Here is a 17,540-nt window from a genome sequence, read left to right as displayed (position 1 = left end):
CCGCCGTGCCCATTCCGGCCTGCTGGCTTGCGTCTTCGGGAGATCGTGGTTTCACTCCCGGCCACCGTCGTTCCTTGCACGCAGCTTGCGACGTGCAACAACACGGCGGAACCTTGATGCAAGTCGAGCGAGCGGCAGCTTATAGAGCGCGCGCCCGGTGGGCTCGTGTCGATGGGCACATGACTGATGGCATGGCAGCGACGTGGCGTGGGTCAGCGCGTCTTTGCTTGCCAAGGCGTCGCGGTGGCCGTGCAGGTAATTGCGCCGGGCGACGCCGGCCATCGGGTGTGTCAGCCCGCGGGCAAGCCGGGAGGTGCTCAGGCCGGTCGATAGATCTGCACCATGGCGCCCAGCGGAAATGCTTTCGAGCTGACCAGCGTGAGTGGCTTCGGCGCGGGCAGGCTGGAGAAGATCGGCTCGCCTTTGCCCAACACGATCGGATAGACCATCAACTCGTACTCATCGACCAGGTCATGGGCGATGAGGCTGCGCGCGAAACTGGCGCCGCCCAGGGCGATGATCGGTTTGCCATCCCCGGCCTTGAGCCTGGCGATTTCGTCGGCCAGGTCTCCGCTGGCTACGTAGGCCTGCGCCCAGCTTTCTGCGCCGGGTGGCAGTTGCCCGCTTTGGGTGTCGTCGGCCTGAGCGCGGGCTTTTCGAAGTCCTTGGACGGCCGTCTCCAGAATCGCCGGTCCCTGCTTTGAAAAGACCGCCTTGGGGATCTGGTTCATCGGCGGCGCGAATACCGTGGTGGCGGTCGGCCAGAAAGGGGCCATGTTCTGGAAGGAGCGACTGCCCATGATGATCAGGCTGGCGTTCCACAGGTTCTCCACCTTCCAGGCGATGGCCTCCTGGTCACCGCTGAATACCCATTGGATGTCGCCCCCGGGGCCGCTGACAAAACCGTCCAGCGACATGGACATCGTCAGGATCAACTTTCTCATGGCTCTCTCCTCGCGTGGGTTCGACCGGTGGCGGGGCCGGATCCAACGGTTCCGATCGCTCGCACCGCCGGCCTTCCGTATTGCGTCGAATGGCCGGCGGCAAATTCGACAAATCATCGGAACCATTTTCGTAAGGATATGTATCCGGCCATGCCCGGGAAGCAGGGGTCGTCGGGGTGAATGTGGTGGCGTGTAGGGGGCGGAGGTCATTAAGTACCTTTCATTGCGCCGTGCCCTGAGAGCTTTTGGGAGCCGTTGCCGGATAGCCCAAAAAAAATGGTCGAATGCCATGTAAGTACTTGGATTTACGCGCATCTTTGCGCGACGTATACTCCTGTTGGAGCTATGGAGGCGCAGGTCATGCTTACCGCCAGAGTTTTCAAGAAGGGGAATCCACGGGCCTTGCGCCTGCTGGCCAACTTGGCCCACGAATGCCCGGAAACATGCGGGCGTCCGCGCAATCACCGGGACACGCTATTCGCCTCCCCAGTCCTCCGACACGCCTGATCGGAGAACATCATGCGACCTGTGGTCTCGATCATCGTGCCGATATTCAATCGCCTGCACTTTCTGCGCGCTGCGGTCGAGTCCGTCTTCGCGCAGACCTTTTCGGATTGGGAGCTGATTCTTGCCGACGACGGCTCCGATAGCGAAACGGTCAAGTACATGCACCAGCTGCAACAGCAACAACGGCGAGTCAGGCTGCTTCGACTCCCGCACCGCGGTAGCGTCTCGGCCGTCCGCAACGCCGGGTTGCGCGAGGCGTCTGGTGAATACATCGCTTTCCTGGATACCGATGACCTATGGGTTCCCACCAAGCTGGAAACTCAGATCGCCTCCCTGCGCGCGAACAGCGACCGGAAATGGAGCTACACCGGATTCCGCATGGTGGACGCAGCACTGAATCCTCTGCCAAGAGCACCACAATTCAGTGCGGCGGATGGCTGGATCATCGATGCCCTGATGAATGCCCAGACCACGATCATGCAGTCGAGTGTCGTGGTCCGTCGGGACTTCTTCGATGAGGTAGGCCCGTATGACGAGTCGATGCGATGGTGCAGCGACTACGAACTTGCGGCGCGTTTCGCGCTACATGGTGCGGCCGACTGTATCGATCAGCCGCTTGTCATGGTCCGACGCCACACAGAGCACTGCTGTGATGATGTGAGTGCCTGCCAGGACGTCGTCGTGGCGCTCAAGAAGGTCCGTCGATACACCACCGGCTCCCACACCCAGGCGATCGTGCGCAAGCGGCTCGCCATCACTTGCGCATTCCTCGCGAGGAGTCAGGCAGTGCAAGGATTCAAGCTATCCGCTCTCGCCACGATGCTTGGGAGCGCGCACTACGCGTGGCGTTACAGTCAGTGGTGGTCGACCGCGGCGGAAGCGACCGCGCGGGTACTCATTCCAACGCCCGTGCAGAACGTCCTGCGGCGGGCGCGTCATGCGCTCAGGCTTCGGCATTCTTGAGTCCATCATGTCAACGGCACTCGCTCTTTGGCGCCTGCTCGATCATCGTCAGCGGTGGCGGCTGGTTGGTTTGCAACTGCTGTCGATAGTGATGGCCATCTGCACGGTAGGCGGCATTGCCTCGGTCGTTCCATTCTTCACCGCGCTCGCGAATCCGGACATCGTTCGGCACAATGCGATTCTGCAAGGGATTTTCCAGCGCTTTCAGTTCAGCAGCGAAACCTCGTTCCTGATCGCCTTGGGAGCGGCCTTTGCCGGGATGGTCCTGCTGTCGAATGTCGTGAATCTGTTCGGGCAGCTGGCGATCAATCGGTTTGCTTACCAGGTCGGCGATACGCTCTACGTTCGCCTGTTCCATGGATACCTGCTGCGCGACTACGCGTTCCATCTGCGCAACAACAGCTCGGTACTTGCCACCAAGGTACTGCACGAGACCGCGCGAGTGATATCGGGGCTGCTGCAGCAAGGACTCCTGCTGGTAACCAATGCCGTAACCATCCTCTGCGTCGTCGCCTCCATCGTGTTGCTCAATGCTCCGGTCGCCGTGGCCGTATTTGCGGGGTTGGGCGCGATCTATGCGGTGATTTACGCTTTTGCCCGCGGGCAGTTGCTACGCAACGGAGAGGCTGCGGGCCGTCATGGCGCCGAGCGGGTCGCCACAGTCAATGAGAGCTTGGGTGCCATCAAGGAAATTCTTCTGATGCAGGGGCGCGAGCTGTTCGTGCAGCGATTCGCCCAGCAATGCAGGGCCTACTCGCGCGCGTTGTTCAACATCTTTGCCGTCTCGCAGAGTCCGCGATATATCCTCGAATGCGTAACGGTCATTTGCCTCGTTGGCGTCGCCCTGTATTTTCGCAGTCGCGCCGGCGCCGCCGGCCCGTGGGTGGCGCAATTGAGCTTCGTCGGTTTTGCCGCCTATCGACTGCTTCCGTTGCTGCATCAGGCATTTGCATCGGTGGTGAAGATTCGTGCCGACCACCCCGCATTCGTCAGCATCAACGTCGACATGCCCCGCCTCCCGCCCGAGGAGACGCCGGCTCCCAGCGAGGCGGAACAGGAGATGTGGCACGGCAGACCGCGCAAGGAAATAAGCTTGCACGAGGTGTGTTTTCACTATGCGGCGAACGGCCCTGCGGCGCTATCAGACGTCTCGCTCGTCATTCCCGCAGGCTCGGTCATAGGTTTCATAGGACGCAATGGTTCCGGCAAGACGACCCTGCTCGATCTGGTCAGTGGATTGCTCTCGCCGCAATCGGGATGCATCGAGGTCGACGGTGTGACGCTCGATACCACGAATGGGAACGCATGGCGCTCCACCATCGCCTATGTTCCGCAGCAAGCATTTTTGCTGGACGCAACGTTGGCGGAGAACATCGCATTGGGCGTACCCACCGAGCAAATCGACATCGCGCGCGTGGAAACGGCGGTGCGACAGGCCTGCCTGGAGGAGTGCGCAGCCGCCTTTCCCAACGGCCTGCAAGAGCGGCTCGGCGAGCGCGGCAGCCGTTTGAGCGGCGGGCAGCGACAACGGCTAGCCATCGCGCGAGCGCTGTATCGCGATGCCTCGGTGCTGATCATGGATGAAGCGACGAGCGCGCTTGACTCGGCTGCCGAGACCGAGATCGTCGAGATGCTCAACACGTTGCGAAGCGGCCGTACCATACTCGTCGTCGCGCATCGAACCGAGTCGTTGCGCTACTGCGATCTAATCGTCGAGCTGGAGGGCGGCAGGATCGTTCGCGATGGAACTTACGGCCAGATCCTGGCATCGCCAAGGGCCTTGGCCTAGGGATGCCAGGATCTATTCCACGTGCCCGCCACCGCACCGCATAGGGGCGGAGGTCATCAAGCAGCTTTCATTACCCCTGGCCCTGTGTTCCGTTTTGCGTCCGGCTTCCATCTCAGATTTTCCGGCGTTCGTGCGGGCGCCGGAGGAAGCCGAGCATCGTGCCGGCTGATCCGTGCGGATAGCTGTGGTTGAATCGTGGAATCGGCAGACCGCCTTCGGGCTGGTCGATGCGGATGGATCATGGCGGGGTGGAAAACGACCAACCATTTGAGTGCAGAACCTAGATTTCGCCGATCACAAGAGTGAAGGTCTGCAGAAAGTGGAAATCGGGTCGGCGCAGTGCAAAATCCGTATGCAAAGGATCGCATAGCCGAGAAAGCTCCCCATAGTCCTCGCCGGATAGATACGGCTGAAGTCGTGGGCCCCATGTATCACGAAATATGGCTTCGACAAGATAGTTCTCGTCCTCGAGACTCAATGGTGTCACACGTTCAATCATGAAGGTGTTGGCCGTGACGTTGCGGAATCCGGTTTGGCGCAAAAGTCCAACCGTTGCTCGAACGGCGGTTAACTCTTTCTCGTTAACTTGGTAACGGTCCCGGTAGTAACTGCGGACAGCCTCATTGGTTGCACGCTCCAGCCTTGCGTCCCAGGCGAAATACATGTCGGGGAGGAACGAGCTTTGCCCCATCGCCACTCGTCCTCCTGGGCGGAGCAAGTTAGCCAGGAAGACCACACCTGCGGAGGGTTCTCGCAAATGATGAATGACGTTGGATGACCAGATCAAATCGAAGCTCGCATCTGCGAAAGGGGCCGCCAGCAAGTCTGCTTGTACAAGCCATGTGTCCCGACTTGCCAGCGTGCGCGCAGCAGCGAGGTGAGCTGAAGCGAGATCCGTGCCGATGGCTATTCCGCCAGGCTGGATCTGCGGCGAGAGCCACCTCAACACCTCACCCGTACCGCATCCGGCATCGAGTACACGCATGCCCGGCTTCAACTCAAGGCTCGCAATCGCTCGACTGATCTCCGGTTTTGCAAATGCGTTGAATAATTTGAGCTTGTGTGCGTAGTTTCTGGCAGCCGTGTCGCCAAGGAGCCCAGGAAGCGCAGCCGGGTTATTCATGGGGGGGCCGTGAATTGGGTGAGGTCTGGTGGCGCAAGGTTGGTCGCCGTTGGGTCGAGATGCCGGCAGTGGTTACTACGTTCGCCGTGAAGCCCTGGTCATTTCGCCGGACACCCTCACGCATCCGCCAGCTTTCCGAATTACCAAAGTAGCCCCAGCGTAACGCCCGGAATGTCTCGGTTCCTTTTTTGGACTGTCGGCCAAATGCCATCCGTCGAAAGGTCAGTGGCAACCTTCAGCATTGCGTTCACGCGCTCTCAGGGGCAAAGTCCGGGGCGCTTTCGAAGTGAAGCCCGCTCGGCAGCGATAGGGTAGAGCGGGTGCGGGGGAATGGAAGGGGACGTGTCCCGCTTGCTGTGGTGGATGCGGCCGATCGTTGCAAGAGACCCCAGACGGTGCGGGAAGAAGTGGGAGCCACGGGTATCCCGATGACTTCCAGCCCGCGCGACTCGTTGATTCAGTGTTCTGACTTTCCTGGAATAGGTGCATGAAACATCGCTACTACCTGCTGGTTGCCTCGCTGCTGCTGTCGCTTCTTCTGCTCCCTCGGGCCAGCCTGGGCATGAGCTACGAAGCCAGGGGTGGCAACCTGCGGTTCGCCATCGACGAGGCCAGCGGCAACTACACGCTCGATGACGGTGCACTGCACTTTGGCGGTCGGCTGCCAAGCGGTGCAACGCAGGTGACAAAGGCGGCGAATGGGCTGCACTTCAGGCTGGTGGACGGCATCGAGGCGACCGTTGCACCGGCGCCGGGCCAATCCAGTGCGCTGGTGTTTTCGTGGAAGGTCATTGGCACGGCACCGGTGGCGCCGCCGGCCTTTCCCGATTTCAGCATCGTGCCGTCGGGGATGCATTCGCTGTCGCATCAGCAGCTGAATTTTGCGCCTCCGGTTTTTGACGAGCCGCAGCAGGCATCGACGCCGTGGGTCTTGTTCACAACGGCCGGCAACACGCTCTTGGTTTCCCCGGCCTCGGATTTCTTCCTGGCAAGCATGCTTGGCGATGTCAGGACGCGTGTCGCCGTTGGCCTGAACGCGGAAGTGGCCAAGGTGCCCCCGGGTTTTGTCATGACCACGCTCGTGGCCTCGGCACCGGACATCGTGACGGCCTACCGCACATGGGGCGGCGCGCTACGCGGGCTCTATCACCGCAGTCCCGCCTCGGCCGAGGCCGATCCGATCCTGCGCTACATCGGCGTGCTCACCGACAACGCCGGTGGCCACTACTACTACAACTACGAGTATGCGGAAGGCCTGAACTATGAAGAATCGCTTGTGCGGTTCTTCGAGCGCAGCCGGGAGGCCGGCCTTCCTTTCGGCTATCTCCAGCTCGACAGCTGGTGGTACTACAAGAGTTCGTGGAACCCGCATGAGAAGGTGGGCCGGATCAAGAATCCGGCACTCCCGGACGAGGACTGGAACCGCTACGGCGGCCTGCGGGAATGGAAAGCCCATCCCGGCGTGTTTCCGAAGGGGATGGCCGCGTTCCACGAGCGGGTGAAGGTGCCTTTCCTTGCGCATAACCGCTTTATCGACAAGGACAGCCCTTATCGACAGCGGTACGAGATCTCAGGGGTGGCTGCCGTCGACCGCCGCTACTGGGATGAGCTTGCGAACTACGCCGCGGCCAATGGCATTGCCGTTTACCTGCAGGATTGGCTCGACGCGACCTACAAGTTCTCACCGGAGCTACGTGCCGTACCGGGCATGGGCGAGCGGTTCATGGATGGCATGGCGTTCGCCATGGCAGCGCATGGCATCACGCTGCAGTACTGCATGGCTTATCCGCTGCATATGCTGCAGGGCGTGAAGTATTCGAATCTGACGACCATCCGCGCAGCGGGCGATGGCCTGGAGCGCGCCAAGTGGAAGCAGCTCGCTTTCAATGCGCGCCTGATCCATGAACTTGGCGCATGGCCGGCGACGGACGTCATGCCATCCGGCGATACGGCGGCCATGCTGTTCGCGGTGCTCTCCGGTGGCCCGGTCGGTGTGGGTGACGCATTCGAGAAGCTCGATCGCGCCAACATCTTCAGGGTTGCGCGCACCGATGGGGAACTGGTGAAGCCGGACGAACCACTCATGCCGCTGGGCGTCAGCTACCTGAGCCAGGCGGAGAAGACGGGCGCGCCCATCATCGCCGCGACCTTCACCCGTCACGGCAGCCACAACACGGCTTATGTGCTGGCATTTGCGGAGGATCCGGCCAAGGGCGCCACGGATTTCTCCCTGGCTCCCGGCGATCTGGGGTTCAGCGGAACCGTGGCGGTCTTCGATCCGGCGGCGGAAACGGTCGCGACGTTGGGTTCCGGGGAATCGATAACCGGCAAGCTCGCCGGCGCCGACGCCTATGCCTACCGCATCGTGGCGCCGGTGTCCGCTTCTGGTATCGCCGTGTTCGGTGACATGGGCAAGTTCGTTTCCATGGGGCGCAAGCGGGTTGCCGGTTACGAGGCATTGCCTGATGGCGCGAGGTTGAGCCTGAGTGTCGCGCCTGGCGAAATGGAAATCACACTGGTTGGCTACGCGCGGTCCGACGTGGTTGCCCGCGCAACCGGGGCGCACATCACGTCGACCGAGTGGGATCGTGCGACCGGCCTTTTCAAGGTGACGTTGCAACCCATGGTGGGGCCGACGCATCAGGTCGCGCTTACCGTGGCCGTCAAATCCCGTGGACGGTGACGGTGGTGACAGCAGGACAGGCGCTGATTTTCGGTAGTGAACCGGCGCAATGGGCGGCCCATGGCACGGCAACCTGTCCATCGATCTTGCCGTGCCGTTGAACCGAATCAGTCACTGGCATGAGCGCAGTTTCAACTTGCAGCTTGCCACGCGATGACTTGAGTTTCAGGCAGCGCCGCACCGCATGCCTTGCTGAAGCTGCAGCGGGGGTGTGGAGAGCGCACTCCAAAGCAGACACGTCAGGCGGCGTCGTACGGTTGCCTGTTCCGTTCCCGATGCGCGCCACTTACACGAGCCTTGCAAGGCGGTGTTTGCTGCAATTCAGCGAGCCGTCCGGCACCTGAACTGAGGACAGTTTCATTCAGGATGCAGTTCACCGGCGTCCCATAGCGTCTGTTCCCGTCGCGTCGTCGAGCGCGTCGAACATCCATCCGGAGGTACATCCATGCGCAAGTCCATCCTCGTTGCCGCCATCGCCGCTGCCAGCGTGCTGAGCATCCCTGCCTTTGCCCAGGTTCATGCCGGCGGAAGCGCTGGTGTCAGTGCTGGTGCCAGTGTGAATCCTGGCGCGGTGGCGCAAACCGCAACGCAGACGGCCGCCGACACCACCTCCGCCGCTGGCCAGGCCATTGGCCAGGTGGGCCATGCGGCCAAGCACACGGCGCACAAGGCCGCGCATACCGCTGAGTCTGCCACCAGCGAAGCCACCACCGCTGGCAAGGCTGCCGCCAGCAGCACCGACCAGGCCGCGATGGATGCCGCCGGCTCCGCTAACACCGGCGTGCAGACGGGGGCGTCGGTCAACGGCAGCGTGGGTGCGGGCGTAAGCGCCAATGGCGACGCGAAGGCCTCGACCGGCAAGCCATGATCGTTGCAAGACGCCGTTGACCGAAACCAGGGAAGCCCCGGGAGACCAATCCCCGGGGCTTCTGTCTGACCTGGCCGCCCATAAGAGAGTAGGGGCAACGGCGATGGATGCCGTTGGGCAGCACTCGTTGCCCGTGCTTCTTTTTTTCGACCTGCCACGTTTCGTGGCGCCTTTCTCGATACCAGCCCGCCACCATGAGGTTGGCGGGATCCACTTCCGACAGGCGTTTCCGCCTGTCGACGCAACACACTATGAATACCCCGAAGCTGGTTTCATGGCCCTGGACTTCGGGAGCACATGACAGCCTGAAGACTTTCAAGTGAGGTCGATGGCAGGCGTGTCGGTGGTATCCGGTTGATCCGGGCGCATCGTGATGCGCTGCCGATGCCCGTGTGTGCGAGCCGCTTGGCGCCACGTGGGTTCGCCGGCCAGAATAAATCCCGCGTTGCTTCTCCCGTGAAATTTTCGTCGACAGGTCAGGTTCGCCATGACGCAGGAAACTACGGTGAGTTCACCCAAAGGGGGACCCGGGCTGTTGCTTGCGGGACTAGGCGCCCTTGGTGTCGTCTTCGGCGACATCGGTACCAGCCCGCTCTATACCTTCAAGACGGTGCTGGATCTCACCGGTGGCAACAACGCCGAGACCATCTATGGCGTCATATCGCTGCTGGTCTGGACGCTGATCATCGTGACCTCGGTGAAGTATGCGGGCTTTGCCATGCGCGTCGACAACGACGGCGAAGGCGGAATCCTCGCCCTGATGGCATTGCTGGGCGTGAAGCGCCAGAAGCGACCGGTGATTGTGGCGGCAGGCCTGTTCGGGGCCGCGCTGATCTATGGCGATGGCGCCATCACACCGGCCATTTCCGTGCTGTCGGCACTGGAGGGCCTGAACATCGTCACGCCCGCGTTCCAGCCGTATGTGTTGCCGCTCGCGGTGGTGATCCTGGTTGCCTTGTTTGCACTGCAGCCGATGGGAACGGCAACGATCGGCCGGACCTTTGGCCCCATCATGGTGATCTGGTTTCTGAGCATGGCCGTCCTTGGCCTCAGAGGCATTTTTCAGCACCCCGCGATCCTGTGGGCGATCAACCCCTACTACGCGATCCATTACCTGTTCCATGGCGGGAGTGGTGCCTTTCTGGTGCTGGGCGGCGTGTTCCTGTGCGTGACGGGCGCGGAGGCGCTGTATGCGGACATGGGGCATTTCGGCGCCCGACCCATCAAGTTTGCGTGGGCGGCGATGGTGTTTCCCAGCCTCGTGCTCAACTACGCGGGGCAGGGAGCCATTGTCCTGGCCGGCGCGCCGATCAGCGGCAACATTTTCTATCGCCTTTGTCCCTCATCGTTGACGGTGCCACTGATCGTGCTTTCCACGATAGCCACCATCATTGCTAGTCAATCGATTATCACCGGCGCCTTCTCCATGACGCGGCAGGCCATTCAACTCGGATGGATGCCACACATGCGTATTCGCCAGACCTCGAGCGAGGGCTACGGGCAAATTTATGTGGGCGTGATCAACTGGCTTTTGATGCTGGTTACCATCGGACTGGCGCTTTTCTTCCGCAAGTCGGACAACCTGGCGGCCGCCTATGGCATCGCGGTATCTGCCACCATGCTGCTGACGACCGTGCTGCTCTTCATCGCCATGCGCGAGATATGGAAATGGAACCTGCTTCTCAGCGGTGCGGTCGCCAGCCTGTTCTTCGTGGTGGATGCCTCGTTCTTCGCGTCGAATATGACGAAGCTGCTGGAGGGCGGCTATGTGCCATTGATGCTGGCGGGCCTCACCTATCTTGTGATGTTCATCTGGCACAAGGGCATTACGGAGGTCGCGAAGCGACTGGCCGAAAACCCGGTTTCCATCGGCTCGTTTCTCGAAAAGATGACCCAGTCGAACGTGGCCCGCGTGCCGGGCACGGCCGTATTTCTCACCCGGGCCAAGGACACGGCTCCGCCTGTCATGATGTGGTACGTCAGGCACAGCCGTGCGCTGCACCAGCATGTGCTGGCCGTCACGCTGGAGGTGGCGTCAACGCCCTTCGTCGAACCGCAGGGGCGATTGACGATACTGCAGCTGGCGCCCGATTTCTGGTCGGTCAGGGCAGTCTATGGCTTTATGGAAAAGCCGGACATGCCATCGCTGATGGCACAGGTTGTTACCAGTGGTTGCTTGATCGATATTGAAAAGCTGTCGTATTTCACCGGCATGGAGAAGATCGTGCCGCGCCGGGACGGTCAAGGCTTGCCCCGATGGATCTCGGGACTGTTCGGCGTGCTTCTTCGCAACAGCACGCGTTTGCCGGACTATCTCCACATTCCACCGGCGCAGGTGATGGATATCGGCAGGCAGGTGTCGATCTAGCGATCAGCCGGGCCGCCATGGTTCTGGAAAGAAAGCCCTCTTTCCGGAGGAGCAAGGCCAGACCTCCAGGCCGCGACGCAACGCCGGCAACAGGCCATGCAGTCATCCGGGAAACTGACAAGGACGCCGCTATGACAACGATGAAACGACCAGAAGATGCACCCGCGGCATTCCAGGCTGCCTGGAATGCCCATGACATGACGGCCCTGGGCGCCCTGTTCGATGAGGGCGCGACGTTCGTCAATCGCTTTGGGCACTATGTGCAGGGTGTCGACGAGATCGTGGCGCTTCACGAGCCTATCCACCAAACGATCTATCGTGACTCGACCCTGAAAAACGAGCTGATTGATGTCGTTCCCATTGCAGACGGAGCGGTGGTCATCCATTTCTGGAGTCGCCTGGCGGCGGGTGCGGCTCATCCGGCCGGGCCGCATGAGGTGGATACGCTGATCCTCGCTGTCTTGACGAAGCAGGACGAGAGTTGGCGTATTCGCGCGCTGGAGAACGTGACCCTGACAAACCCGCGAACCGGGGAGCCCGTCCTGCGCGGCTAGTGCATTCATCGGGATACCACGGAGGCGTACCTCGGCCCGACGATGCCGCGATCCGTGACCAGGTCCGCAGGGCGGGCAGGGCGCCACCATCCCGCTCGCGTTTGGACGTCCGCTCGCCTATGGCCGGTTGCCTGGCTGGCAAGAATCGGCGATGGTGTGCCAGCCTTCGTCAAAGGCACGCTCGTCAGGCTGTCAAAAGGCGCTGCTAGGTTAGGCAGTGGCCATTTGTACTCGCGGGGGAAAGATGGAAGGTGAGGCAACGGCAGGGATGGATGACCCCCGGAAGGCGACAGGACGGCGGGCGGTACGGCGTGTTCCTATCGACCTTCGCGCCAATGTGGCGCTGCTTGGGCTCATCGCAACGGCCATCGTGATGCAGTTCGTCGCATGGCCGTTCCTTCTGCGGCAGTGGGGCGTGGCAACGCTGTGGATCGCGGTGCCGCTGGCGCTGCTGACGCCGACCCATTGGGGGCTGATCCACGAGTCCATCCATGGGCAACTCTGGCCCCAGCGACGCCTCAACGAATGGGCGGGCCGCGCATTGGCCATCGCCTTTGCCTTGCCCTACGACGCCGTGCGCTTCGGGCACCTGATGCATCACCGGTTTACGCGCGAGCCCTATGACCAGCCGGACGTGCACCATGGCGGGACGCCGCGCGCACTGGCCCGCATCGGCTACTACGCGCACCTGTTGGGCGGCCTGTATCTGGGGGAGCTGGTGCTGCCACTGGTCACCTTCCTGCCGACCTCATGGGTGTGCAAGCTCGTTGCGCGCAAGCTTCCCGGCGACGACCCTGTCAGCCGGGATGTGCGGCGCCTGTTCCTGGGCTTTGCCGGCAACCAGGACCGACGCAGCCGTATGCGGCGAGACTGGATGGCCTCGATCGTGCTCCATGCCTGCGCCTTCTATTACTACGGGGCATGGTGGCCTGCGCTCGTCATCACCATGTTGCTGCGTGGCATGTGGCTCTCCGTGGCGGACAACCTGCCGCACTACGATGTGATGCTCGACGAACCGGATCGGGCCCGCAATTTTCGCGTGCCGGCCGTCTGGCGGCCCGTGTTGATGAACCACCACCTGCACCGCCTGCATCACCAGCACCCCACGCTGCCGTGGACCGCATTGCCCGCAATCGCTGCCGCCGATGACGGGGCTTCCGCCGCTGATGCGGCGTATTTCAGGTCGGCACTCAGGCAGTTTCGCGGGTTTGGAACGTGCGTGGCGGGCGATGCAACGCAGCCCGCCGCACGCGCCGCTCGGACGGCCGGATCGCTCCTGGAATCGGGTGGCGCAGGTCAGGTCGGCGATTGCCTCTGATCCCTGTCTTCCTCGTTCGTCGAGGGCCGTTTTCGATTCGTCGCGATCACCCCGGTGAGCCGACGTCACTTCGTTACGGCAGAGACCACCGGTTCTCCATCGATGAAGTGATGGACGGCGGCGATGGTGATGCCCGGCGCTTCTTCCATCAGCCAGTGGCCCGCCTGCGGGACGACGAGTTCGGTCACGTGGGTAGCGGCGTTGCGCATCACGATGGCTTCGTTCGCGCCGAACGACTTTTCGCCGCCGATCGCCAGCACCGGCATGGTGAGCCGGGTCGCCATGGCAGCCTGGTTGTCCTCGGCATCCTTGCGGATGGCGCGGAACTGCGCAAACGCGTCGTGCATGGCGCCGGGCCTGGCGTAAAGCCCGGCGTAGTGTTGCCGCGTGGCTTCGTCCACCTTCGAGGGATCACCCGCGAATTCGTTCCAGAAGCGGTCCAGATAAATACGCTCGCGGCCGGCGACGAGCCGCTCCATATCCGGGCCGCCGAAGTCGAAATGCCACAGCGCGGGCAGGCGCACGATCTGATCCCACGGCGGGATGCCGGGCACGGGCGCATCCATCACGACGAGGCGGTCCGTCTTGTCGGGATACCGGGCGGCATAGGCGTACGCCACCATCGTGCCGATGTCGTGCCCCACGACCGCCGAGTGGTCGATGCCCAAGTGGGTCAGCACGCTGCGGATGTCCGCCGCCTGCGTGCGCTTGTCGTAACCGTCTTCGGGATGCGAGGAAAGGCCCATGCCGCGCAGGTCGGGCACCACGACGGTATGGTTGCGCGCCAGGTCCGCAGCCAGCGGCGCCCACATGTCGCCGGTGTCGCCGAAACCATGCAGCAGGACGACAGCCGGCCCCTTGCCGCCAACGCGCACGTGAATCGTGGCGCCGTCCGTCTGGATGTCCTGGACGCGAAACGAGGGCGGAAAGGGTTGAACAGTGGCGGCCACGGGCAGGCTCAGGCCCACCAGCAGGCACACTGCGGGCATCAGGCGAATCATCGACATGACTCCCTCCGGAAGGGTTGGATCGGGTAGTGCCCCTGGACGATCGAGGCCGGTGGCCTCCTCGTGTGCGGGGTAGTTCAAGGCAGGGCGTGTCACGCGCGCGTGATCGAGCTGCCTGGCCGTTCCTTCGACCAAGGCCGCAACCCGCCGTGGACGTTCTGGGAGGCAATTCTCCGGGCAGCAGCTGGCGCGTGGCTGTGCCGGCGTTGCCCTGTGGCATAACATCCCGTTCTAGGCGGGGCCGCTTCGCTGCCATGGACCCCGGCGCAACCCAGCTCTGCAGATGGCCCGGGGGAGGCACGTCATGAGCTCAGACCGCATGGCCCGATACGCGCCGTTGCTACTCCGGGTGCTGCTCGGTTCCTTGTTCCTCGCGCATCTCTACTGGAAGTTCGCGATGCTTCCCGGCGGCCTGCCACGCTGGTGGGCAGGCTTCGCCACGAACGGCTATCCCGCGTTCGTTCCCTGGTATGTGTTTTCCGCCGAGCTCGCCGGCGCGCTGCTGCTCATTCCCGGCATCGGCACGCGATGGGTGAGTCTCTACGCGCTGCCCATGATGCTCGGTGCAACACAGTTCTGGGCCGTGCGCAAAGGTTTCTACTTCACGGGCGCGGGAGCGGAGTTGCCGCTGGTGTGGTCGTGTCTTCTGGTTCTGCAGGCCATGCTGGGCGATGGGCCGTATCGGTTGCGCGGCGGCAACGGTGCTTGAAGTTGTTCGTCGGGTGACCAACAGGGCGGAAGGATCGATTCAGTGGTATATCGAGTGTCCGCTTCCGACCCAAAGCGGACATCGCAAAATTGAGAGGGGCAAGGATGGTCCGCATTGATTTCAGCATCTTCTACGTAGGTGGCTCCTACGGTCACGCGAATGGCGACGTCGACATTGCCATTCCGAGCGGCCCCGGGGCGAGTATCGACTTGTCCGAAGTTGCCGTGGACGCTCCCCCAGCAGGCTTCTCCGGCCAGCTAGTAGTCGACTCCGTCCTCGCGGTTGATGGAATCGGAAACTTATATGCCTGTGGGGATGTGTGTGTCGCATCGAAGGCTGAGGCGAAGGCACTGGGTAGGTGGCTGGATGACTTGCCCGGGCTATCTGTTTGGCCCAACGACTTGGACGATCCTCTGTACCATGGCTCCAAATAGGTATAGGTAATGTCCGCTTTCGACCCAGAGCGGACCTTTCACGGGCGTGGCGCTTTTATCAGGGGGGACCGTGTGGAAGATTGCTGATGTGCAGAAAGACAAGCGCTATCGCTTGGCACTCGTTGAACTCGAAGGTGGAGAGCGTGAACTCCGTTTGTTGGAAGAGAACGCGCTTACCGATTTGCCGGAAGTGATGTTCGTTACCGAGTGCGTCCCACAAGAACTTCTGCGACGCAGAAGTGTTGAGCACATATCTAAAACGGTTTCACTGGTTGATGGCGGTCGCTTCTACTTCGACGCCCATGGGGTGTGGCTGACAAGTGATGAGGCCAGTGCTCTTCAAAGCGGTGTCCCGCTCCGCGAGATTCCTTGGCTGAATGGCACTATCCCTCGGTTCCCGCCGAAATAGGCCAGGTGCTTCTTCATTACACCCTGGTTGTGAAATGTCCGCTTCCGACCCAAAGCGGACATGTTTCGACCATCGTTGGAACCGTGCTGAAGATCACCTTCGCGATTCGATCCGGATGCAGGCGAAGGAAATCATGCGAAACACCGCCTTGGGTGTGGCCGTACTTTGGGCCGTAGTCGCGTTAGCAGTGATGGTGCGCGTTTCGTTCGCGGCGATCACGGCCAACGTGCTGATCGTGTTTATTGCCCTTACTGGCGCGGCCGTCTTGGCGCTCACCTGGGTTCGAGGTATCCGCTACCGGATCTTCACCGTACTGGTGAGGTTTGCGATATCGACGGCCTATCTGGGGACGTTGTGGGTGCTCGCCCTGGGTCTAGCGCTGGATCCCTGGATCAAGCCGGACCTTGAGCTACGACAGGGTGCTTTGACATGTCGCGCGGTGTATGTCGGAGAGCGGACCGAACTCATGGTTTTCGAGACGTTTCCATTCGGCATCGAGCGGCGGCTGTCCGACGACCTCTTGGATGACTCGACAGAACCAGTCACCTGCAAGCGACGTTCGTAGTGTCTCCGGGCTGGCGCGCGGAAGTGACACGAAAAAGGTCCGCTTCCGACCCAGCGCAGACATGGTGTCACGGCACGCGTTCTCGCCCGGCCATCAAATGTCGATATAGGTCGCCTCATAGCTGATCGGAAAATTGACCGATCGGGCGATGAAGCAGAAATCATGGACGGCATGGTGCAGCGCGTCGGCCTTGGCGAGGTCTGCGCCGCGTTCCACGACGATCTTCGGCCGAAGCACGGCACGGATGAAACGTCCTTCGCCGCGTGATCCGGTTTCGCCGACACCCAGCGGGTTGTCTTCGTACTGCTTCACGACGATACCGGCGTTACTTGCCAGGTGCAGATACCAGAGCATGTGGCAGGCGGAGAGGCTTGCCAGCAGCAGATCTTCCGGATTGGGCTTGGAAGGGTCGCCTCCAAGCATCGGGTCGTTCGAACACTCAATGGCTGCCTTGCCCGGCGTGGTAATGCGCCAGGTGCGGTCGTAGCCGCGATAGGTCTTGGTTCCCTCGCCGCGGTCGCCCGTCCAGACGATCTCCGCCGTGAAGTCATGATTCCTGGCCATCTGCGGTCCTTGAGTTGTAGATGTATACATGTATACACTTGGGTTTCAGCGAAGGCAAATGCGAGGCGCGCCGCGATGACACCGGAAACGATAGCCAGCCAATTGCGCGGCGAGCTGATGTCAGGCCTTCTGCGTCCCGGGGCTGATCTTTCCCAGGTCGAGCTCGCCCAGCGTTTCGGCGTCAGCCGCATTCCCATTCGGGATGCGCTGCGCATCCTGGCCGGTGAAGGGCTGATTGAAATCGCGGCCAACCGTGGCGCCAGGGCCATCAGCCTGACTCCTGCCGAAGTTCGCGAGATCTATGACTTGCGCATCCTGCTGGAGGGCGATTGCCTGAGGCGGGCGGCGGCGGTGATGACGCCAGCGGCCCTTGAGGAAATCGACCGCGTACGGCTCAAGTCCGACTTGGACGCCGGTGGCCCCGATTGGGCGGATGGCGATTGGGCGTTTCACCGGGCGATCTATCAGCTTGCCGGGCGACAGCGGCAGCTTGCGATGATCGAAGCGCTGCGCCGGACCTGCGTTCTGTTCGTCAGTGCGTACGCCACCATGCCGGCCAAGAAACCGCGATGGCTGGGCGAACATGGCGCGATGGTGAAGCATCTGCGCCGGGGCGACACGGAGCAGGCCCTTCAGGTGCTGGAGGGACATCTGGACGGCGCGGCCAAACACCTGCTTGCGCATATGAAGGCGTCGCCGGGCTGAGCCCGTGGCTACAAGCAGCGTGTATTGCCG

Annotated in this window: 15 protein-coding genes; 11 read left to right on the top strand and 4 right to left on the bottom strand. The window is 62.0% G+C overall.

Going from position 1 to position 17,540, the window contains the following annotated elements:
• Nucleotides 1–317: 317 nt before the first annotated feature.
• Nucleotides 318–944, bottom strand: a complete 627-nt coding sequence (locus HY57_RS16815; protein ID WP_019466863.1) for a dihydrofolate reductase family protein — start codon at nt 942–944, stop codon at nt 318–320.
• Between the two features lie 519 nt (nt 945–1,463).
• Here HY57_RS16815 and HY57_RS16810 point away from each other — a divergent pair.
• Both HY57_RS16810 and HY57_RS16805 read left to right on the top strand, forming a co-directional pair.
• Nucleotides 1,464–2,414 carry a glycosyltransferase family 2 protein gene (locus HY57_RS16810; protein WP_019466862.1) on the top strand — a complete coding sequence of 317 codons (951 nt, stop codon included), beginning with the start codon at nt 1,464–1,466 and terminating at the stop codon, nt 2,412–2,414.
• 7 nt (nt 2,415–2,421) lie between these two features.
• Nucleotides 2,422–4,203, top strand: coding sequence for an ABC transporter ATP-binding protein (locus HY57_RS16805; RefSeq protein ID WP_039732533.1), 1,782 nt, complete (start codon nt 2,422–2,424; stop codon nt 4,201–4,203).
• Between the two features lie 280 nt (nt 4,204–4,483).
• Here the strand turns inward: HY57_RS16805 and HY57_RS21345 are convergent, their stop codons facing one another.
• Nucleotides 4,484–5,326 carry a class I SAM-dependent methyltransferase gene (locus HY57_RS21345; RefSeq protein ID WP_081500725.1) on the bottom strand — a complete coding sequence of 281 codons (843 nt, stop codon included), beginning with the start codon at nt 5,324–5,326 and terminating at the stop codon, nt 4,484–4,486.
• A gap of 487 nt (nt 5,327–5,813) precedes the next feature.
• Between HY57_RS21345 and HY57_RS16795 the strand changes: the two genes are divergently transcribed.
• From HY57_RS16795 to HY57_RS16770, 5 genes are all read left to right on the top strand, one after another.
• Nucleotides 5,814–8,009, top strand: coding sequence for a hypothetical protein (locus HY57_RS16795; RefSeq protein WP_019466859.1), 2,196 nt, complete (start codon nt 5,814–5,816; stop codon nt 8,007–8,009).
• Nucleotides 8,010–8,454: 445 nt separating this feature from the next.
• Nucleotides 8,455–8,877 carry a hypothetical protein gene (locus HY57_RS16790; RefSeq protein ID WP_019466857.1) on the top strand — a complete coding sequence of 141 codons (423 nt, stop codon included), beginning with the start codon at nt 8,455–8,457 and terminating at the stop codon, nt 8,875–8,877.
• Nucleotides 8,878–9,382: 505 nt separating this feature from the next.
• Complete coding sequence (locus HY57_RS16780) at nt 9,383–11,245, top strand: potassium transporter Kup (protein WP_026034201.1); 1,863 nt, start codon at nt 9,383–9,385, stop codon at nt 11,243–11,245.
• Between the two features lie 131 nt (nt 11,246–11,376).
• Nucleotides 11,377–11,799 (top strand): YybH family protein, encoded by a 423-nt coding sequence (locus HY57_RS16775; protein ID WP_038579984.1) that lies wholly within the window; start codon nt 11,377–11,379, stop codon nt 11,797–11,799.
• A gap of 268 nt (nt 11,800–12,067) precedes the next feature.
• Nucleotides 12,068–13,117: a fatty acid desaturase family protein gene (locus HY57_RS16770; RefSeq protein ID WP_200873888.1), complete on the top strand. Its 1,050-nt coding sequence runs from the start codon at nt 12,068–12,070 to the stop codon at nt 13,115–13,117.
• A 65-nt stretch (nt 13,118–13,182) separates the two neighbouring features.
• Here the strand turns inward: HY57_RS16770 and HY57_RS16765 are convergent, their stop codons facing one another.
• Complete coding sequence (locus HY57_RS16765) at nt 13,183–14,124, bottom strand: alpha/beta hydrolase family protein (protein WP_019466852.1); 942 nt, start codon at nt 14,122–14,124, stop codon at nt 13,183–13,185.
• Nucleotides 14,125–14,428: 304 nt separating this feature from the next.
• Here HY57_RS16765 and HY57_RS16760 point away from each other — a divergent pair, with 304 nt between their 5' ends.
• The 3 genes from HY57_RS16760 (at nt 14,429) to HY57_RS16745 (ending at nt 16,241) form a co-directional block, all read left to right on the top strand.
• Nucleotides 14,429–14,833, top strand: a complete 405-nt coding sequence (locus HY57_RS16760; protein ID WP_026034199.1) for a DoxX family protein — start codon at nt 14,429–14,431, stop codon at nt 14,831–14,833.
• Nucleotides 14,834–15,337: 504 nt separating this feature from the next.
• A complete protein-coding gene (locus HY57_RS21710) occupies nt 15,338–15,676 on the top strand; it encodes a hypothetical protein (protein ID WP_144240851.1) in 339 nt (112 codons plus the stop codon).
• A gap of 34 nt (nt 15,677–15,710) precedes the next feature.
• Complete coding sequence (locus HY57_RS16745; RefSeq protein ID WP_144240850.1) at nt 15,711–16,241, top strand: hypothetical protein; 531 nt, start codon at nt 15,711–15,713, stop codon at nt 16,239–16,241.
• A 93-nt stretch (nt 16,242–16,334) separates the two neighbouring features.
• Here the strand turns inward: HY57_RS16745 and HY57_RS16740 are convergent, their stop codons facing one another.
• The gene (locus tag HY57_RS16740; RefSeq protein WP_235186582.1) at nt 16,335–16,835 is read right to left on the bottom strand and encodes an OsmC family protein; all 501 of its coding nucleotides are present in this window, start codon (nt 16,833–16,835) and stop codon (nt 16,335–16,337) included.
• A 45-nt stretch (nt 16,836–16,880) separates the two neighbouring features.
• Between HY57_RS16740 and HY57_RS16735 the strand changes: the two genes are divergently transcribed.
• The gene (locus HY57_RS16735; RefSeq protein WP_019466846.1) at nt 16,881–17,510 is read left to right on the top strand and encodes a GntR family transcriptional regulator; all 630 of its coding nucleotides are present in this window, start codon (nt 16,881–16,883) and stop codon (nt 17,508–17,510) included.
• Nucleotides 17,511–17,540: the final 30 nt, after the last annotated feature.

The organism is Dyella japonica A8, from assembly GCF_000725385.1.
Classification (GTDB): domain Bacteria; phylum Pseudomonadota; class Gammaproteobacteria; order Xanthomonadales; family Rhodanobacteraceae; genus Dyella; species Dyella japonica_C.
The sequence above is the reverse complement of the archived record's forward strand: the minus strand, read 5'-3'. Positions and strand labels throughout refer to the sequence as shown.

Excerpts from the sequence above, each read along its gene's own strand:
- HY57_RS16815 (WP_019466863.1), bottom strand. The coding sequence starts at position 944 with ATGAGAAAGTTGATCCTGACGATGTCCATGTCGCTGGACGGTTTTGTC.
- HY57_RS16810 (WP_019466862.1), top strand. The coding sequence starts at position 1,464 with ATGCGACCTGTGGTCTCGATCATCGTGCCGATATTCAATCGCCTGCAC.
- HY57_RS16805 (WP_039732533.1), top strand. The coding sequence starts at position 2,422 with ATGTCAACGGCACTCGCTCTTTGGCGCCTGCTCGATCATCGTCAGCGG.
- HY57_RS21345 (WP_081500725.1), bottom strand. The coding sequence starts at position 5,326 with ATGAATAACCCGGCTGCGCTTCCTGGGCTCCTTGGCGACACGGCTGCC.
- HY57_RS16795 (WP_019466859.1), top strand. The coding sequence starts at position 5,814 with ATGAAACATCGCTACTACCTGCTGGTTGCCTCGCTGCTGCTGTCGCTT.
- HY57_RS16790 (WP_019466857.1), top strand. The coding sequence starts at position 8,455 with ATGCGCAAGTCCATCCTCGTTGCCGCCATCGCCGCTGCCAGCGTGCTG.
- HY57_RS16775 (WP_038579984.1), top strand. The coding sequence starts at position 11,377 with ATGACAACGATGAAACGACCAGAAGATGCACCCGCGGCATTCCAGGCT.
- HY57_RS16770 (WP_200873888.1), top strand. The coding sequence starts at position 12,068 with ATGGATGACCCCCGGAAGGCGACAGGACGGCGGGCGGTACGGCGTGTT.
- HY57_RS16765 (WP_019466852.1), bottom strand. The coding sequence starts at position 14,124 with ATGTCGATGATTCGCCTGATGCCCGCAGTGTGCCTGCTGGTGGGCCTG.
- HY57_RS16760 (WP_026034199.1), top strand. The coding sequence starts at position 14,429 with ATGAGCTCAGACCGCATGGCCCGATACGCGCCGTTGCTACTCCGGGTG.
- HY57_RS16745 (WP_144240850.1), top strand. The coding sequence starts at position 15,711 with ATGTCCGCTTCCGACCCAAAGCGGACATGTTTCGACCATCGTTGGAAC.
- HY57_RS16740 (WP_235186582.1), bottom strand. The coding sequence starts at position 16,835 with ATGTATACATCTACAACTCAAGGACCGCAGATGGCCAGGAATCATGAC.
- HY57_RS16735 (WP_019466846.1), top strand. The coding sequence starts at position 16,881 with ATGACACCGGAAACGATAGCCAGCCAATTGCGCGGCGAGCTGATGTCA.